Genomic DNA, 15,909 nt, shown 5'->3' with positions numbered 1-15,909 from the left:
AGGCGCCCCGGCCCGGCCCCGCCCTCACCCCGAAGCCGCCCCTGTCTCCCCCGGCGGCTCCGGCCTCGGCGTCGGATCCGGTGGCGGCGGCGTAGGCGCCCCCGGCAACGTCAGCACCGCCTCCGTGCCGCCGCCCGGCGCGGGCCGCAGCAGGACGCCGCCCCCGGCCTGTTCCGCCGTCCGCGCGACGATCGACAGGCCCAGGCCGCTGCCGGGCAGCGAACGGGCCGACGGCGAGCGCCAGAACCGCGCGAAGACGTGCGGAAGTTCGTCCTCCGCGATGCCCGGACCGTGATCGCGCACGGTCAGTTCGCCCGCCGCCAGACGCACCTCGACGGTGCCGCCCGCCGGGCTGAACTTCACCGCGTTGTCCAGCAGGTTGACCACCGCGCGCTCCAGCGCCGCCGGCTCCGCGCGGACGTACCAGGGGGCGAGGTCCGCGGTGACGGTCAGCGTCGGGCCGCGCAGCCGGGCCCGCTCCAGGGCCGTGGCGACCGTGTCGTGCAGCGCCACCACCCGCACCGCCGGGCCGCCGGGCCCGCCGCCCGGTGTCCGCGACAGTTCCTGGAGGTCGCCGATCAGCGACGCCAACTCCCCCATCTGCGCCTTCACCGACGTCAGCAGCGCCTCCTTGTCGGCGGGCGGGATCGGACGGCCGGACCGTTCGCTGCGTACCAGCAGGTCGATGTTGGTCCGCAGCGACGTCAGCGGCGTACGGAGTTCGTGCCCGGCGTCCGCGATCAGCTGCCGCTGGAGCTCCCGGGAGGCGGCGAGCGCCGCCGTCATGGAGTTGAACGCACGCGACAGCCGGGCGATCTCGTCCTCGCCGTCGGCCGGGATCCGGATGGTCAGGTCCTCGGTCCGCGCGATGTGTTCGGCGGCGTCGGTGAGCCGGTCCACCGGCTTGAGTCCGGCGCGCGCCACCCACAGCCCGGCGGTCGCGGCGCCCAGCACCCCGACCCCGGAGACGATCAGCAGCACCAGCGCCAGCTGGTTCAGCGGCTGGGTGACCTGGTCCATCGGCGCGGCGACGGAGATCGCGATGCGGTTGCCGCGGGCGTCGGTGACCGGGCCCGGGTAGTGCAGGGTCGCCACCCGCATCCTGGTGCCGTCCGCGGAGCGGGTGGTGTGGACGGTGCCGTCCAGCCGCCCGTCCGCGACGGCCACATCGACGCGCTGCGCGGGGATCGGGTCCTTGTCGGGCGAGGTGCACACGTCCCCGGAGGTCGACACCAGCTGCACGGTGTACGGCGTCGGCTGGAACGCCACCTGACCGTCGGCCGTGCCCGAACAGGAGATCTTCAGCGCCTGGACGTAGCCCTGGCCGACGTCGACGCTGCGCAGCGTGGAGTCGAGCTGTTCGGTGAGCCGGTCGCGGGTGATCAGCCAGCAGGCGGCGGCGGACGCCGCGACGGCGAGGGCCACGGCGACGGCGGTGAGCATCGCCAGCCGGGAGCGGAGCGGCAGCTGCCGGTAGCGGCGGGCGGCGCGCGCCAGCAGGCCGGGGGCGGTCTCCGCCGCGGTGGCGCCGCCCGGGGTCCCGGACGGCGGGGGCGGCGTGGGCGGCGTGGTCATTCGCTGCCGCCCTCCACCCGCAGGACGTAGCCGACGCCGCGCACCGTGTGCACCAGCCGCGGTTCGCCCGCCGCCTCCGTCTTACGGCGCAGATACATCACGTACACGTCCAGGGAGTTGGAGGTCGGCTCGAAGTCGAAGCCCCAGACGGCCTTGAGGATCTGCTCGCGGGTGAGGACCTGCCGCGGGTGCGCGAGGAACATCTCCAGCAGGGTGAACTCGGTACGGGTCAGCTCGACGGGCCGCGCGCCGCGGGTCACCTCGCGGGTCGCCAGGTCCATCCGCAGATCGGCGAAGGCGAGGACGTCGCCGTCGGCGGGCGGCGCCCCGGCGGCCGCCGCGTAGGAGCTGCGGCGGAGCAACGCCCGGATGCGGGCGAGGAGTTCGTCCAGTTCGAAGGGTTTGACGAGGTAGTCGTCGGCGCCCGCGTCGAGGCCGGTGACGCGGTCGCCGACGGTGTCGCGGGCGGTCAGCATCAAGATCGGCACGGTCACGCCACCGGCCCGCAGGCGGCGGGCGGCGGTCAGCCCGTCCATCCGGGGCATCAGGACGTCCAGCACGATCAGCTCGGGGTCGTACGAGGCGACCTTCTCGACGGCGTCGAGCCCGTCGACGGCCTCCTCGGTGGCGTAGCCCTCGAACGCCAGCGAACGCCGCAGCGCCTCACGGACCGCGGGTTCGTCGTCGACGATCAGGATGCGGGCGGGCTGGTCACCGTGGTCGGCGGGGCTCATGCGCGGCTACCTCTGGATACCTCTGGAGCGATACGGAACGGCGGGCGGCGGGCCGCCCGCGTCAAGCGTCGCACGAGGGTCGTACGAGGGGGCGCCGCATGGGGCGGCTATCTGCGGGGGTCGCGCGCCGGGCGGGTTCCCGTGGCCGCGGGGCGTCCCCGGCGGACGCCGCCGTCCGATGCGGCCGGACGCGCACGCGACGGCCACGGCGAGCGCCCGCCGGGCACGGCAGACCGGGACGGTGAGGCTGCGGGGCATGACGTCGTCGTCTCCTCGTCTACGGGATCGGGGTACGGGCCCGGCTCGTACGGCCGGGCGGACCGGCGGCGGCCCGGCCCGAGGGGAGGTCGGGCCGGACGCGGGCCGGAGGCCGGGCGCGGCCGGAGCGCGGATGCGGGGCGCGGGCCGGGGCGGCCGACCGGCCCCACACCGGCCTGCCGCCCCTTCGCCCGGGTCACACCCCGCTGTTGGGCCCCCCGCTCCCGCCGCCGCGCAGCGCGGCGAGGTCGGCCTTGACGGTGTTGATCGGGATGGCGAACCCCAGCCCCACGCTCCCGGCCGTGCTGCTGGTCGCCGAACTCGGCGAGTACATCGCGGAGTTGATGCCGACAACCTGCCCCGCCATGTTGATCAGCGCACCGCCGGAGTTACCGGGGTTGAGCGAGGCATCGGTCTGTATGGCCTTGTACGAGGTCTTCGACGAACCGGTGTCGCCGTTGTAGCGGTTGCCGCCGAACTCGAACGGCCACTGGTCCCCGCCCTGCCCCGGCCCCTGCCCCTGCTCCTGGCTCTGCCCGTTGCTCTTCGGTACCGTCACGTCGCGGTTGAGCGCGGAGACGATGCCGCTGGTCACCGAGCCGGTCAGGCCCTCCGGCGAGCCGATCGCCACGACCTGGTCGCCGACCGCGATCCGGTCGGAGTCCCCGAGGCTCGCGGGCGTCAGCCCCTTCGCGTCGTGGACCTTGACCAGCGCCAGATCCTTGTCGGGATCGGTCCCGACGACCTCCCCGGTCTTCCGGCTGCCGTCGCTGAACGCGACGGTCACCGTCCGGGCGCCGGCCACCACATGGTTGTTGGTGACGATCTCGCCCTTGGCGGTGACGACCACACCGGAGCCGGTGGACTCGCCCTCCGCGGTCCGCGCCTGGATCTCGACTATCGACGGGCTGACCGCCTTCGCCACCGCGGAGACCCCGCTCCCGCTGGTCTTCCCCGCGTTGACCAGCGGCGCCGACACCGTCGAGTCCTGCCGGTGCTGCGTCGCCCCGGCGATCAGCGCCGCACTGCCGCCGCCGATCAGACCGGAGGCCAGCGCCACCGCCGCGATCAGCGCGACCGGCCGCCGCGCCCGGTGCCGCGGCGCCTCCGGCGGTGCGGCCGGGTTGGCACCCGCGAACCCCGCGTACGCACCCTCGCCACCGGGCGCGTACGGAGGCGGCGACGGGTACGCCTGCCCCGCCCCGCCCACGCGGGCGTCGTCGCCGTGGCCGTAGCCGTACGGCCCGTCCTGGGACATCTCATCGCCGCTGCCGCGGTAGCTCTCGGTCATGTGATCACTGTGCGCGGCCACCATGAGAACGGGGTGAGAACGCCCTGAGAGACCCGACAGAAGTAGGTATGCCCGGTATAAGACCACCCGCCCGGAGGCGCCCGGCGCGCGCCACGCCGCCCGGTGCCAGCCGCCGGAAGCGCGCCCCGGTGTCAGCCGCCGCAGCCGCAGGAGCGGCGGATCACCAGCCGCGAGGGGAACTGCCGCAGCCGCTCGCGGCGCGATCCTGCCACCCGCACCCCGTCGTCGAGGACGAGATCGACCGCGGCGCGCGCCATCGCCTCCCGGTCCGAGGCGACCGTCGTCAGCGGCGGATCGGTCAGCCCGGCTTCCTTCACATCGTCGAACCCGGCGACCGCCAGCTCCCCCGGCACGTCGATCCGCAGCTCCCGCGCGGCCCGCAGCACCCCGATGGCCTGGTCGTCGGTGGCGCACATCAGGGCCGGCGGCCGGTCCGGCCCGGCCAGCAGATCCAGCGCGACCTGGTAGGCGTCGTAGCGGTTGTACGGGGCCTGGAAGTACCGGCCCTCCAGCGAAAGGCCCGCCTCCAGCATCGCCCGGCGCCACCCCTCGACGTGGTCGGTGACCGGGTCGCCGGACTTCGGGGTCGCCTCCGTACCGCCGAGGAACGCGACGTACGGGTGGCCGTGCTCCAGCAGATGCCGGGTGGCGAGCTGGGCGCCCCACACGTCGTCGGTCATCACCGCGACGTCGTCGATCGCGTCGGGCCTGCGGTGCAGCAGCACCACCCGGGCGTCCCAGGCGTCGATCTCGGCGGCGGCGTGCTCGCTGGGACCCTGACTGATGAGGATCAACCCGGAGACCCGCATCCCGAGGAACGCGCGCAGATAGTGGACCTCGCGCTCGTCGAGGTAGTTGGCGTTGCCGACCAGCACCATCTTGCCGCGCTCGGCCGCGGCCTGTTCCACGGCGTGCGCCATCTCCGCGAAGAACGGCTGCCGGGCGTCGGGGACGATCAGCCCTATGAGATCGGTGCGGCGCGACGCCATGGCCTGCGCGACCCGGTCCGGGCGGTACCCCAGCTCGTTGATCGCGGCGAGCACCCGCTCCCGGGTGGCCGGGGCGACCGGCCTCGGTCCGTTGTTGATGACGTAACTGACCACCGCGGTCGAGGTCCCCGCCAGCCTTGCCACATCGTCCCGCGTCACCTTGGCCACGGGCGGCAGTCTACGCGGGTGGGCAGGCGTGCCCCCAGGGGGCGGCCGACGGTTCACAGAGCGGACGGGGAAGCGTCCCCGGCCGGGCCGGAGGCCGTGAACCGTCGGCCCGCGTTCACTTCCTGCCGGTCCGCGCCCCGGTCGCCGTGGAGCCGGAGCGGACGGCCTCCTCCGCGGTCGGCGGGGCCGCCGTCTTCTTCTCCTTCGCGGCCCTCTCCTTCGCCTCGGCCGCGCGCTCCGCCTTGTCCGGCACCACGAAGCGGTAGCCGACGTTGCGGACGGTGCCGATCAGCGACTCGTGCTCGGGGCCGAGCTTCGCGCGCAGCCGCCGGACGTGGACGTCCACGGTGCGGGTGCCACCGAAGTAGTCGTAGCCCCAGACCTCCTGGAGCAGCTGGGCGCGGGTGAAGACCCGGCCCGGGTGCTGCGCGAGGTACTTCAGCAGCTCGAACTCCTTGAAGGTCAGGTCCAGGACCCGGCCCTTGAGCTTGGCGCTGTAGGTCGCCTCGTCCACCGAGAGATCACCGGTGCGGATCTCCATCGGGCTGTCGTCGAACGAGAGCTGGCGGCGGCCGAGGGCCAGCCGCAGCCGGGCCTCGACCTCGGCGGGGCCCGCCGTGTCGAGCAGGACGTCGTCGACGCCCCAGTCGGCGGTGACGGCGGCGAGTCCGCCCTCGGTCACCACGAGGATCAGGGGACAGCCGGGGCCCGTGGACCGCAGCAGCTGGCACAGCGACCGCACCTGTGGCAGGTCGCGGCGGCCGTCGATGAGGATGACGTCCGCTCCGGGGGTGTCGATCAGGGCCGGGCCCTCGGCAGGAGCCACCCGCACGCCGTGCAGCAGCAGGCCGAGGGCGGGGAGCACCTCCGCCGACGGCTGCAGCGCGTTGGTCAGCAGCAGGAGGGAACTCACTTCCGACCACCTGCCCGGTACCCGGCCCGTTCTTGTCGGTACTGCTCGCTTCGCTCGCCCATGACGTCTGGTTCCTCCTCGGTCCCTGCGACGGGGGCACCACCCGGCCTCGGCCGGGGGAGTCTGCGGCACTGCTTCGTACGCTGCTTTCGGCCACGCACCGTGCCTGTCCGAAAGCACAAAAGGATCCGGGGGCTTCGCTGCCCGGATCCTCCACGCCCAGCAGAATAGCCCACATGCCCCCCGGACCCGAGGTCGATCCCGGCCGCTCCCGTGTTCCTTCGATCACGTCGCGTGGTCACCGAGCGTCGCTGCTGACCGCCGACGGCGTCCGGATCGAGGCCACGTACACCCCGCGCTCCGGCGCCGTCACCGCAGGTCGTACGGGTGCCGCCGACGACCTCGCGCTGGTCGTCGCGCACGGCTTCACCGGCTCCCTGGACCGCCCGGCGCTGCGCCGCGCGGCCGCCGCCTTCCACGGGCGGGCGGCGGTGGTGGTGACGTTCTCGTTCCGCGGCCACGGCCGCTCCGGCGGGCGCTCCACCGTCGGTGACCGCGAGGTGGAGGACCTGGCCGCGGCGGTCCGCTGGGCCCGCGCGCTGGGCCACCGCCGCGTCGCCACCCTCGGCTTCTCCATGGGCGGCTCGGTCGTCCTGCGCCACGCGGCGCTGCACCGACCGGCGCACGGGGGGCGCACCGCAGCTCACACCGACGCGGTCGTGTCGGTGAGCGCCCCCGCGCGCTGGTACTACCGCGGCACCGCCTCGATGCGCCGACTCCACTGGGCCGTCACCCGCCCCACCGGCCGCCTCGTCTCCCGCGTCGGCCTGCACACCCGCATCCACCCCGAGGACTGGGACCCGGTGCCCCTCTCCCCCGTCGCCGCGGTCCCGCTCATCGCGCCCGTCCCGCTGCTCCTCGTCCACGGCGACCGCGACCCGTACTTCCCCCTCGACCACCCGCGGATGCTCCACGCCGCCGCCGACCCGGCCACCTGCGACCTCTGGCTCGAACCGGGCTTCGGCCACGCCGAGAACGCCGCCGCCCCCGACCTGCTGGACCGGATCGGGGGGTGGATCGCGGAGCGGCAGGCGGGGGCGGGCAGCGGCACCGGATGAGCTATCCGGCCTCCACCACCGCCTCCGCGAACTGGGCCGCGTAGAGGCGGGCGTAGGCGCCGTCGGCGGCGAGGAGGGTGTCGTGGGTGCCCTGTTCGACGAGGGCGCCGGATTCCATGACGAGGATCAGGTCGGCGTCGCGGATGGTGGAGAGGCGGTGGGCGATGACGAAGCTGGTGCGGCCGGTGCGGAGCCGGGCCATGGCCTGCTGGATCAGGACCTCGGTGCGGGTGTCGACGGAGCTGGTGGCCTCGTCGAGGACGAGGATGGCGGGCTCGGCGAGGAACGCGCGGGCGATGGTGATCAGCTGCTTCTCGCCGACGGAGACGCTGCCGCCCTCGTCGTCCACGACGCTGTCGTAGCCGTCCGGCAGGGTGCGGACGAAGCGGTCGACGTGGGTGGCGCGGGCGGCCTCGACGACCTTCTCGTGCGGGGTGCCGTCGGGGGCGCCGTAGGCGATGTTCTCGGCGATGGTGCCGCCGAAGAGCCAGGTGTCCTGGAGGACCATGCCGATGCGGGAGCGCAGCTCCTCGCGGCCGACGGTGGCGATGTCGGTGCCGTCGAGGGTGATCCGGCCGGAACGGGTCTCGTAGAACCGCATCAGGAGGTTGACGAGGGTGGTCTTCCCGGCGCCGGTGGGCCCGACGATGGCGACGGTCTGGCCGGGCTCGACGGTCAGCGACAGGCCCTCGATCAGCGGCTTGTCCTCGTCGTAGCGGAACGAGACGTCCTCGAAGGCGACGCGGCCGACGGTGCGTGCCGGGGCGGCGGACGGCTCCGGGTCGGGCGTCTGCTCCTCGGCGTCGAGGAGTTCGAAGACCCGCTCGGCGGAGGCCACGCCGGACTGTACGAGGTTGGCCAGCGCCGCGATCTGCGTGAGCGGCTGGCTGAACTGCCGGGAGTACTGGATGAACGCCTGCACCTCGCCGACGGAGAGCGCGCCGGAGGCGACCTGCAGCCCGCCGACGACGGCGATCAGTACGTAGTTGAGGTTGCCGACGAAGGTCATCGCGGGCTGGATGAGGCCGGAGATGGCCTGTGCCTTGAAGCCCGCCTCGTAGAGCGCGTCGTTCTGCTCGCGGAAACGCTCGGCGGACTCCTTCTGGCGGCCGAAGACCCGCACCAGGGAGTGGCCGGTGTACATCTCCTCGACATGGCCGTTGAGCTTGCCGGTGGACGACCACTGCTTGACGAACTGCGGCTGCGCGCGCTTGCCGACCCGGGTGGCGACGATCACCGACAGCGGCACCGTGGCCAGCGCGACCGCCGCCAGCAGCGGCGTGATCCAGAACATCATCGCGAGGACGCCGAGGACGGTCAGCACCGACGTGACGATCTGGCTCAGACTCTGCTGAAGGGTCTGCTGGATGTTGTCGATGTCGTTGGTCGCCCGGGACAGCACCTCGCCGCGCTGCTGCTTGTCGAAGTAGTTCAGCGGCAGCCGCGCCAGCTTCTCCTCGACCTGCTCGCGCATCCGGAAGACGGTGCCCTGGACGGCGGTGGTGACCAGCCGCGCCTGGAGGAAACCGAAGAGGGCGGCCGCCGCGTAGATCAGCGTGGCGTAGAGCAGGACGGTGCCGACGGCGGTGAAGTCGATGCCGTGGCCGGGGACGAGCGGCAGCTTGCCGATGAGGTCGGCGAGGCCGCCCTGGCCGTGGGCGCGCAGCTGCTCGGCGGCCTGTTGCTCGGTGACGCCGGACGGCAGGTGACGGCCGACCAGTCCGGCGAGGAGCAGGTCGGTGGCGTGCCCGAGGACGCGCGGGCCGGTGACGGTCAGCGCCACGGACGCCACGGTCAGCAGCAGCGCGCCGGTGAGCGCGGCGCGCTGCGGCCGCAGCTGGCTCAGCAGCCGCTTGCCGGAGCCCTTGAAGTCCAGCGATTTGACGAGCGGCGGGCCGCCCATGGCGCGGGCCGGTCCGGCGGGGCGCGCCGCGCGGCGCAGCTCCTCCGCGCTCGCGGCGTCCTCGTCGCGGGCGTCCTCGCCGCGGGCGTCCGTTTCCCTGTCCGCGGTGGTCACGCCGCCTCCTGCTCGGTGAGCTGGGAGAGCACGATCTCCCGGTACGTGGCGTTGTCCGCCATCAGTTCGGTGTGGGTTCCGGTGCCGACGACGCGGCCCTCGTCGAGGACGATGATGCGGTCGGCGCCGCGGATGGTGGCGACGCGCTGGGCGACGATGACGACGCTTGCGCCGCCGGTCTCGCGGGCCAGCGCGGCGCGCAGCGCGGCGTCGGTGGCGTAGTCGAGGGCGGAGAACGAGTCGTCGAAGAGGTAGAGGTCCGGCTTGCCGACCAGCGCGCGGGCGATGGCCAGGCGCTGGCGCTGCCCGCCGGAGACGTTGGAGCCGCCCTGCGCGACGGGCGCCTGGAGGCCGCCCTCCATCGCCGCGACGAACTCCTTGGCCTGCGCGGTCTCCAGGGCCCGCCACAGGTCCTCGTCGGTGGCGTCCGGGTCGCCGTGGCGGAGGTTGCTGGCGACGGTGCCGGAGAAGAGGTACGGCCTCTGCGGGACGAGGCCGATGGTGCGGGCCAGCGTCGCCTCGTCGAGGGTGCGGACGTCCTCGCCGCCGACCAGGACGGTGCCGCCGGTCGCGTCGAAGAGGCGCGGCACCAGGCCGATCAGGGTGGACTTGCCGCTGCCGGTGGAGCCGATGACGGCGGTGGTCTCGCCGGGCCGGGCGCGCAGCGAGATGTCCTTGAGGACGGGTTCCTCGGCGCCGGGGAAGCGGAACTCCACACCGCGCAGCTCCAGCTCGCCGGGGCGGCTCAGGGTGGAGACGGGCCGCTCGGGCGGGACGACGCTGCTGTCGGTGTCCAGCACCTCCTGGATGCGCTCGGCGCAGACCTCGGCGCGCGGCAGCATCATCGTCATGAACGTCGCCATCATGATCGACATCAGGATGTACATGAGGTAGCTGAGGAACGCGGTGAGCGCGCCGATCTGCATCGCGCCGGAGTCGATGCGCAGCCCGCCGAACCAGACCACGGCGACGCTCGACAAGTTCACGATCATCATGACCAGCGGAAACATCGTCGACATCAGCTTGCCGGAGCGCAGCGACACGTCGTAGAGGTCGGTGTTGGCGGCGGCGAACCGCTGCTGTTCGTGACGGTCGCGGACGAAGGCGCGGATGACGCGGATACCGGTGATCTGCTCGCGCAGCACGCGGTTGACGGTGTCGATGCGCTCCTGGACGCTGCGGAACAGCGGCCGCAGGCGGCGCACGATGAGGGAGACGAAGATCCCGAGGATCGTGACGATGACCAGCAGCAGGCCGGAGAGCGGTACGTCCTGGTTGAGCGCCATGATCACGCCGCCGACGCACATGATCGGCGCCGACACCATCATCGTGAACGTCATCAGGACCAGCATCTGGACCTGCTGGACGTCATTGGTGGTGCGGGTGATCAGCGAGGGCGCGCCGAAGGCGGCCACCTCGCGGGCGGAGAACGTCTGGACCCGGTCGAAGACCGCCGCCCGGATGTCCCGGCCCAGCCGCATGGCGGTACGGGCGCCGATGTAGACGGCGCCGGTCGCGCAGACGACCTGGACCAGCGCGATGGCGATCATGAAGCCGCCGACGCGCAGGATGTAGCCCGTGTCCCCGCGGACGACACCGTTGTCGATGATGTCGGCGTTGAGGGTGGGCAGCGAGATGGTGGCCAGCGTCTGGATCAGCTGGAGGAGGACGATCAGCGATATTGCGCGCCTGTGGGGCCGCAAATGCGCCCGCGCGAGTCGGACCAACACCGTACGACCCTATGCGAACACTTGCCCGCCGCAACCGGATTTCCCCGAGGCAAACGGATTTCTCCGACAGCGCCTGGATGCGCGGTTCCGCGCCGTGGGCCCGCTCGTGTTCGGGTGCGGCCCGCCCTCGTGCCCCCTCCCCCACCCGTGTGCCGGTGCCGCCCGCCCGGACGCCGCCTCCCCCACCCGGGTTCCGGCGCCGCCCGCCCGGCCCCCGGCCGCGACGGGCCCGGCCGGGCGTACGCCATCATGGACGGCGCGGCCCGGCGGACGGCCCCGCCCGTTCCGGTGCCGCGGCGGGTCCCACGCACCCCGCACCCACGACACCCACGACGAAGAGGCCGCCGTGACAACAACTGGCACCGTGCGCTACTGGGCAGCCGCCAAGGCCGCCGCAGGCACGGCCGAGGAGCCCTACGCGGCGGAGACGCTCGCCGAAGCGCTGGACGCGGCGCGCACCGCGCACGCCGCGCACCCGGAGTTCGCGCGCGTCCTGCGGCGCAGCTCGTTCCTGGTGGACGGCGCACCGGTCGGCACCCGCGACCACACGGACGTCCCGCTCGCCCCGGGCGGCACCGTCGAGGTCCTGCCGCCGTTCGCGGGAGGGTGAGGAAGCGATCATGAACGAGTCCCAGCAGCAGCCTTACGGCACTCCGGAGCAGCAGCCCGGACCGGGCCCGCACCCCGGCACCGGTCCGTACGCCGCCTCCGGCCCGTACCCCGGCCAGCCGTCCCCGCAGGGGTACGAGCAGGGGTACGCCCCTCAGCAGCCTTACGGGCAGGAACCCTACGGACAGGGGTACGCCGGACAGCCGCCCCAGGGCCAGGCATCCCAGGGCCAGGCGCCCTACGGGCAGGAACCCTACGGGCAGGATCCGCACGGCCAGGGGTACGGCGGCCAGGCCCCGTACGACCCGACGCCGTACGCCCGGCCTCATGCGCCGCAGGAGCAGTACGCGGCGCAGCAGCCGTACGCGGCGCAGCAGCCGTACGCGGAGCAGCAGCCCTACGCGGAGCAGCAGCCCTACGGCCAGGTCTCGTACGAGCAGCCCGGCCACGGGCAGACCCCGCACGGGCAGGCCCAGGCCGTCCCGTACGAGCAGGCCCCGGCCGCCCCCTACGCCCCGGCCGCCACCGTTCCCGCTCCCGGTGACGGGGACCCCGCCGCCCGGCCGGACGGCGGCCTCGCGCAGCCGAACGCGCCGCAGGGAACCCCGGCCCCGGCCGCCCCCCAGGACCTCTCCCGCCTCGCCCCCAACCAGCGGGCCCGTGCCGAGGGCCGGTCGCCGATCATCGCGCCAGGGCTCCAGCCCGCCGCGCTGACCGCCGTCCTCGCGCTGCTGCTGGCGCTGACCGCGCCGCTGCCGGAGGCGGTGCGGTGCGTGCCGGTGGTGCTGTTGCAGGCGGTGACCGCGGCCGGGTGGTTCCGGCTGAACGGGATGTGGCCGGCCCGGCAGGGCATCGCGCTGGCGTTCCTGGCGGGTGTGACGACGGACGTGGCGCTGCTCGCGACGGACCAGGAGGACGCGCCGCTGGTGGTGCTCGGCACGCTTGGCGTGTGGTGTCTGTTCGTTCTCGTCCTCCAGCTGCGCAACCGCAGCAGCGCCGACGAGCGGATGTACGCGCTGACCGCGGGGCTGACCTCCACGGCGCTGGCCGTGCTCGCCGCCGGGCAGCTCTCCGCCACCTCGGACGCGGTGGTGGTGGGCGCCGCCGCCGTCGCACCGGCCGTCCTGGTCCGCGCGCTGCCGCTGCCGGGTCCGGTCTCGGCGGTCCTGGCGCTGCTCGCCGCCGCCGGTGCGGGCGCCGCCGCCGGACAGCTCAACGCGTTCGGCACCGCGGGCGCCCTGCTGGGCCTGGCGGCCGGATGCTGTGCGCTGATCGGCCTGCGGGTGGCGAGCTACGACTACCCGTCCCGCTTCGTCCACCTCACCGCGGGTGTCGCCCTCCCGCTGGCGCTCGCCGCCCCGGCCGTCCATCTGCTGGGGCCGGTCCTGAGCTGACCCGCCCGTTTCCCGACCGGCCGCCGCCGGGCGCCCCGCGCGCCCCCGGCGGCCGTTCGCGTTCCGGGAGCCGTCGCGCTCCGGGGCCGTCGTGGTCCGGGGCCGTCGTGGTCCGGGAGCCGATCGCCCCCGTCGTTGCCCGCGGCCGGTCGTCTAGGCTCGCCGGTGCGCGGGCAGGGGGCCCGTGACGTACGGAGAACGAAGCGATGGGCCGGGCGGACCGGCCGGGTGGGGAAGGGTTCGATGCGCGCACTGAAGGTGCTGCTGATGCTGGTCGTCGTGGTCGGCGGGTTGTTCGTCGCCGCCGACCGGGTCGCGGTCAATCTCGCCGAGGACAAGGCAGCGGAGAAGATCCGCGGCAGTCTGGGACTGTCGGCGACCCCGGAGGTCTCGATCAAGGGCTTCCCGTTCCTGACCCAGGTCGCCGGGCGCAATCTCGACGAGGTCGACACCGAGCTGGGCGATCTCAAGGCCCGCGCCGACGGCCGCACGCTCCGTGTCGAGAAGCTGAAGGCGACCTTCCACGACGTCCGGCTCTCCGGCGACTACAGCGCGATCGAGAACGCCGCGTCGGCCACCGCCACCGCCACGCTCTCCTATCCGGACCTGACCCAGGCGTCCGGCGAGAACGTCCAGGTGGCGTACGGCGGGCAGAAGGACGGCCAGGGCCGGGTGAAGATCTCGCCGAGCATTCCGCTGCTCAGCTCGCTGGAGGTGACCGGCTCCGTCACCGCGCACGGCGACACCCTGCGGCTGCGCGCCGACTCCATCCCGACCATGTGCCGCCTGATCCCCGGCTGCGCCGACAAGGTCCGCGAGCAGACCGACCACGAGTGGAAGCTGGACCAGCTGCCCTCCCACCTCAAGCTCGACCAGGTCACCGCAGGACCCGGCGGCGTGAAGATCACCGCGACCGGTACGGACGTCAAGCTCCCCGGCTGACCGGCGCCGCCGCCCGCCGGACCCCCACCGTCCAGCCGTTGAGACGGCACATCCCGTACGACAGACCCCCCACCGTCCCACCGCCGCCCGGCACCCGCGAGGGAGCGCCGGGCGGCGGCGCACGTTCCGCATCGCGGACAATCACGTCTCGTCATATGACACACCGGTGACAGGGCCCGGTGTCCGTCCCTACGATCGACGGCATGCAGAGCGCATCGAGCGGTCTCCGTTTCCGGGGACAGGCGAACCTCACGAAGCGGCGGGCAGTCGACCTGTGCCGCGTCGCCACCATGCTCTGTCGCCCTGTCTGACGGGTCCGTCCCCGTCGTCGGCCGGATCGCCCCCGGCCGCTCCGCCTGATCGCCGTTCCCGTTGTGCCACGCCGCGCCGCGCGCCGTCCTACGCCGCCGCGCTTCCCCGGCGTATCCGCGTGCCCGTCCGCAAGCACCCCCGCAACTGCCCCGGAGGAGAAGAACATGAGCCGCAGTGACGTTCTGGTGGACGCCGAGTGGGTCGAGGCCCACATCGACGACCCGAAGGTCGTTCTCGTCGAGGTCGACGAGGACACCGCCGCCTACGACAAGAACCACATCAAGAACGCCGTCCGGATCGACTGGCAGCGCGACCTCCAGGACCCGGTCCGCCGCGACTTCGTCGACCAGGAGGGCTTCGAGAAGCTGCTCTCCGCCAAGGGCATCGCCAACGACGACACCGTCGTCCTCTACGGCGGCAACAACAACTGGTTCGCCTCGTACGCCTACTGGTACTTCAAGCTCTACGGCCACGACAGCGTGAAGCTGCTCGACGGCGGCCGCAAGAAGTGGGAGCTGGACTCCCGCGACCTGGTCGACGGCGCGCAGGTCCCCAGCCGCCCGGCCACCGCGTACAAGGCCCAGGCGCAGGACACCTCCCTCCGTGCCTTCCGGGACGACGTCATCGCCGCGATCGGCGCCGAGAACCTCGTCGACGTGCGCTCCCCCGACGAGTTCAGCGGCAAGCTGCTCGCCCCGGCGCACCTCCCGCAGGAGCAGTCGCAGCGCCCCGGCCACGTGCCGAGCGCCCGCAACATCCCGTGGTCGAAGAACGCCAACGACGACGGCACCTTCAAGTCGGACGACGAGCTGAAGGCCCTCTACGAGGACGAGCAGGTCGACCTCGCCAAGGACACCATCGCCTACTGCCGTATCGGTGAGCGTTCCGCCCTGACCTGGTTCGTGCTGCACGAGCTGCTGGGCCAGGAGAACGTCAAGAACTACGACGGTTCCTGGACCGAGTACGGCTCGCTGGTCGGCGTGCCGATCGAGCTCGGCGCCAACAAGTAAAGGCCCCAGCAAGTAACTCCGCCCCACCCCAACCCTCAAGGAATCCCCATGTGTGGAGCACAGGCCGGCGGCCCCGACGCCTCGACCATCAAGCCCGGTGAGACCACGATCCAGGGCAGCGTGACCCGCGACGGCGAGCCCGTCACCGGCTACGTCCGTCTGCTGGACAGCACCGGCGAGTTCACCGCCGAGGTCCCCACCTCCGCGACCGGACAGTTCCGCTTCTACGCGGCCGAGGGCACCTGGACGCTGCGCGCCCTCGTCCCCGGCGCCACCGCCGACCGCACCGTGGTCGCGCAGCAGGGCGGCCTGGCGGAGGTCGCCATCGCCGTCTGACGACAGTGTGCGGTGGGTGTGCGGCGGCGGTCGCGCACCCACCGGCCGAAGGGCCGCACCCCGGGGTTTGGACGCCTTGCGGGGGGTGCGGCCCTTCGTGCTGCGTACGGGCGGCGGGACGCGCCGAGAACGGGCCGCCGGGGCTTCTTTCCGGGGCCGCGCGGACTTACCGTGGAGGTATGCCTGGTTGGCCGCCTCCCCGACGCCGTCATCGTTGGTACTTCGTGATGATGGGGGTGTGCCTCACCCTCTTCGTCCTGGCCTGGAGCGTGGTGCGGCTGTGGTCGGTGACGGCAGCGGTGGTGATGTGCGTGATCGCGATGGTCATCCCGCCGGTCGCGGCGATCGTCGCCAACCGCCGGGGCCCCGACGAACGCTGGTGGGACGAGTCCGGCGACCCGGAGTCGGACCGCTGGTGGCGTGAGCTGGACGACCGCGACGACCACCACTCGCGCTGAGGGGACGCGGTGCCCCCGGCCCGCCGCCGCGCTC

15 protein-coding genes are annotated in these 15,909 nt (G+C 73.3%); 8 read left to right on the top strand and 7 right to left on the bottom strand.

Annotation, left to right across the window (positions count from 1 at the left end; translation table 11 throughout):
* Nucleotides 1–24: 24 nt before the first annotated feature.
* From OG422_RS18225 to OG422_RS18205, 5 genes are all read right to left on the bottom strand, one after another.
* Complete coding sequence (locus OG422_RS18225) at nucleotides 25–1,575, bottom strand: sensor histidine kinase (protein ID WP_405743725.1); 1,551 nt, start codon at nucleotides 1,573–1,575, stop codon at nucleotides 25–27.
* Nucleotides 1,572–2,309 (bottom strand): response regulator transcription factor, encoded by a 738-nt coding sequence (locus OG422_RS18220; protein WP_405743724.1) that lies wholly within the window; start codon nucleotides 2,307–2,309, stop codon nucleotides 1,572–1,574. The genes OG422_RS18225 and OG422_RS18220 overlap by 4 nt, the downstream gene beginning before the upstream one ends.
* A 454-nt stretch (nucleotides 2,310–2,763) precedes the next feature.
* Nucleotides 2,764–3,858, bottom strand: coding sequence for a S1C family serine protease (locus tag OG422_RS18215; RefSeq protein WP_185993994.1), 1,095 nt, complete (start codon nucleotides 3,856–3,858; stop codon nucleotides 2,764–2,766).
* Between the two features lie 152 nt (nucleotides 3,859–4,010).
* Complete coding sequence (locus OG422_RS18210; protein ID WP_405743723.1) at nucleotides 4,011–5,036, bottom strand: LacI family DNA-binding transcriptional regulator; 1,026 nt, start codon at nucleotides 5,034–5,036, stop codon at nucleotides 4,011–4,013.
* Between the two features lie 115 nt (nucleotides 5,037–5,151).
* Nucleotides 5,152–5,949, bottom strand: a complete 798-nt coding sequence (locus OG422_RS18205) for a response regulator transcription factor (protein ID WP_405743722.1) — start codon at nucleotides 5,947–5,949, stop codon at nucleotides 5,152–5,154.
* Nucleotides 5,950–6,185: 236 nt separating this feature from the next.
* Here OG422_RS18205 and OG422_RS18200 point away from each other — a divergent pair, with 236 nt between their 5' ends.
* On the top strand, nucleotides 6,186–7,067 hold the full coding sequence (locus tag OG422_RS18200) for an alpha/beta hydrolase (RefSeq protein ID WP_405743721.1): 882 nt from the start codon (nucleotides 6,186–6,188) through the stop codon (nucleotides 7,065–7,067).
* Between the two features lies 1 nt (nucleotide 7,068).
* Here OG422_RS18200 and OG422_RS18195 read toward each other — a convergent pair whose 3' ends face one another.
* Together OG422_RS18195 and OG422_RS18190 are read right to left on the bottom strand one after the other, a co-directional pair.
* Complete coding sequence (locus OG422_RS18195; RefSeq protein WP_405747862.1) at nucleotides 7,069–8,970, bottom strand: ABC transporter ATP-binding protein; 1,902 nt, start codon at nucleotides 8,968–8,970, stop codon at nucleotides 7,069–7,071.
* 110 nt (nucleotides 8,971–9,080) lie between these two features.
* A complete protein-coding gene (locus OG422_RS18190; RefSeq protein WP_405743720.1) occupies nucleotides 9,081–10,814 on the bottom strand; it encodes an ABC transporter ATP-binding protein in 1,734 nt (577 codons plus the stop codon).
* A gap of 364 nt (nucleotides 10,815–11,178) precedes the next feature.
* Here OG422_RS18190 and OG422_RS18185 point away from each other — a divergent pair, with 364 nt between their 5' ends.
* The 7 genes from OG422_RS18185 to OG422_RS18155 all read left to right on the top strand — a co-directional run bounded on the left by OG422_RS18185 (nucleotide 11,179) and on the right by OG422_RS18155 (nucleotide 15,875).
* The gene (locus OG422_RS18185; protein ID WP_405747860.1) at nucleotides 11,179–11,424 is read left to right on the top strand and encodes a MoaD/ThiS family protein; all 246 of its coding nucleotides are present in this window, start codon (nucleotides 11,179–11,181) and stop codon (nucleotides 11,422–11,424) included.
* Nucleotides 11,425–11,434: 10 nt separating this feature from the next.
* A complete protein-coding gene (locus OG422_RS18180; protein ID WP_405743719.1) occupies nucleotides 11,435–12,817 on the top strand; it encodes a hypothetical protein in 1,383 nt (460 codons plus the stop codon).
* A 243-nt stretch (nucleotides 12,818–13,060) separates the two neighbouring features.
* Nucleotides 13,061–13,759, top strand: coding sequence for a DUF2993 domain-containing protein (locus OG422_RS18175; RefSeq protein ID WP_405743718.1), 699 nt, complete (start codon nucleotides 13,061–13,063; stop codon nucleotides 13,757–13,759).
* A gap of 203 nt (nucleotides 13,760–13,962) precedes the next feature.
* Nucleotides 13,963–14,070 (top strand): Ms5788A family Cys-rich leader peptide, encoded by a 108-nt coding sequence (locus OG422_RS18170; RefSeq protein ID WP_391640940.1) that lies wholly within the window; start codon nucleotides 13,963–13,965, stop codon nucleotides 14,068–14,070.
* A 165-nt stretch (nucleotides 14,071–14,235) separates the two neighbouring features.
* Nucleotides 14,236–15,081, top strand: a complete 846-nt coding sequence (locus OG422_RS18165) for a sulfurtransferase (protein ID WP_405743717.1) — start codon at nucleotides 14,236–14,238, stop codon at nucleotides 15,079–15,081.
* Nucleotides 15,082–15,129: 48 nt separating this feature from the next.
* The gene (locus tag OG422_RS18160; protein WP_143943862.1) at nucleotides 15,130–15,417 is read left to right on the top strand and encodes a DUF1416 domain-containing protein; all 288 of its coding nucleotides are present in this window, start codon (nucleotides 15,130–15,132) and stop codon (nucleotides 15,415–15,417) included.
* A 179-nt stretch (nucleotides 15,418–15,596) separates the two neighbouring features.
* On the top strand, nucleotides 15,597–15,875 hold the full coding sequence (locus OG422_RS18155) for a DUF3099 domain-containing protein (protein ID WP_143943863.1): 279 nt from the start codon (nucleotides 15,597–15,599) through the stop codon (nucleotides 15,873–15,875).
* Nucleotides 15,876–15,909 lie beyond the last annotated feature (34 nt).

Origin of the sequence: Streptomyces sp. NBC_01525, assembly GCF_045040405.1 — a bacterium.
Classification (GTDB): Bacteria; Actinomycetota; Actinomycetes; order Streptomycetales; family Streptomycetaceae; genus Streptomyces; species Streptomyces benahoarensis.
This window is presented reverse-complemented; position numbering and strand designations above follow the sequence as displayed.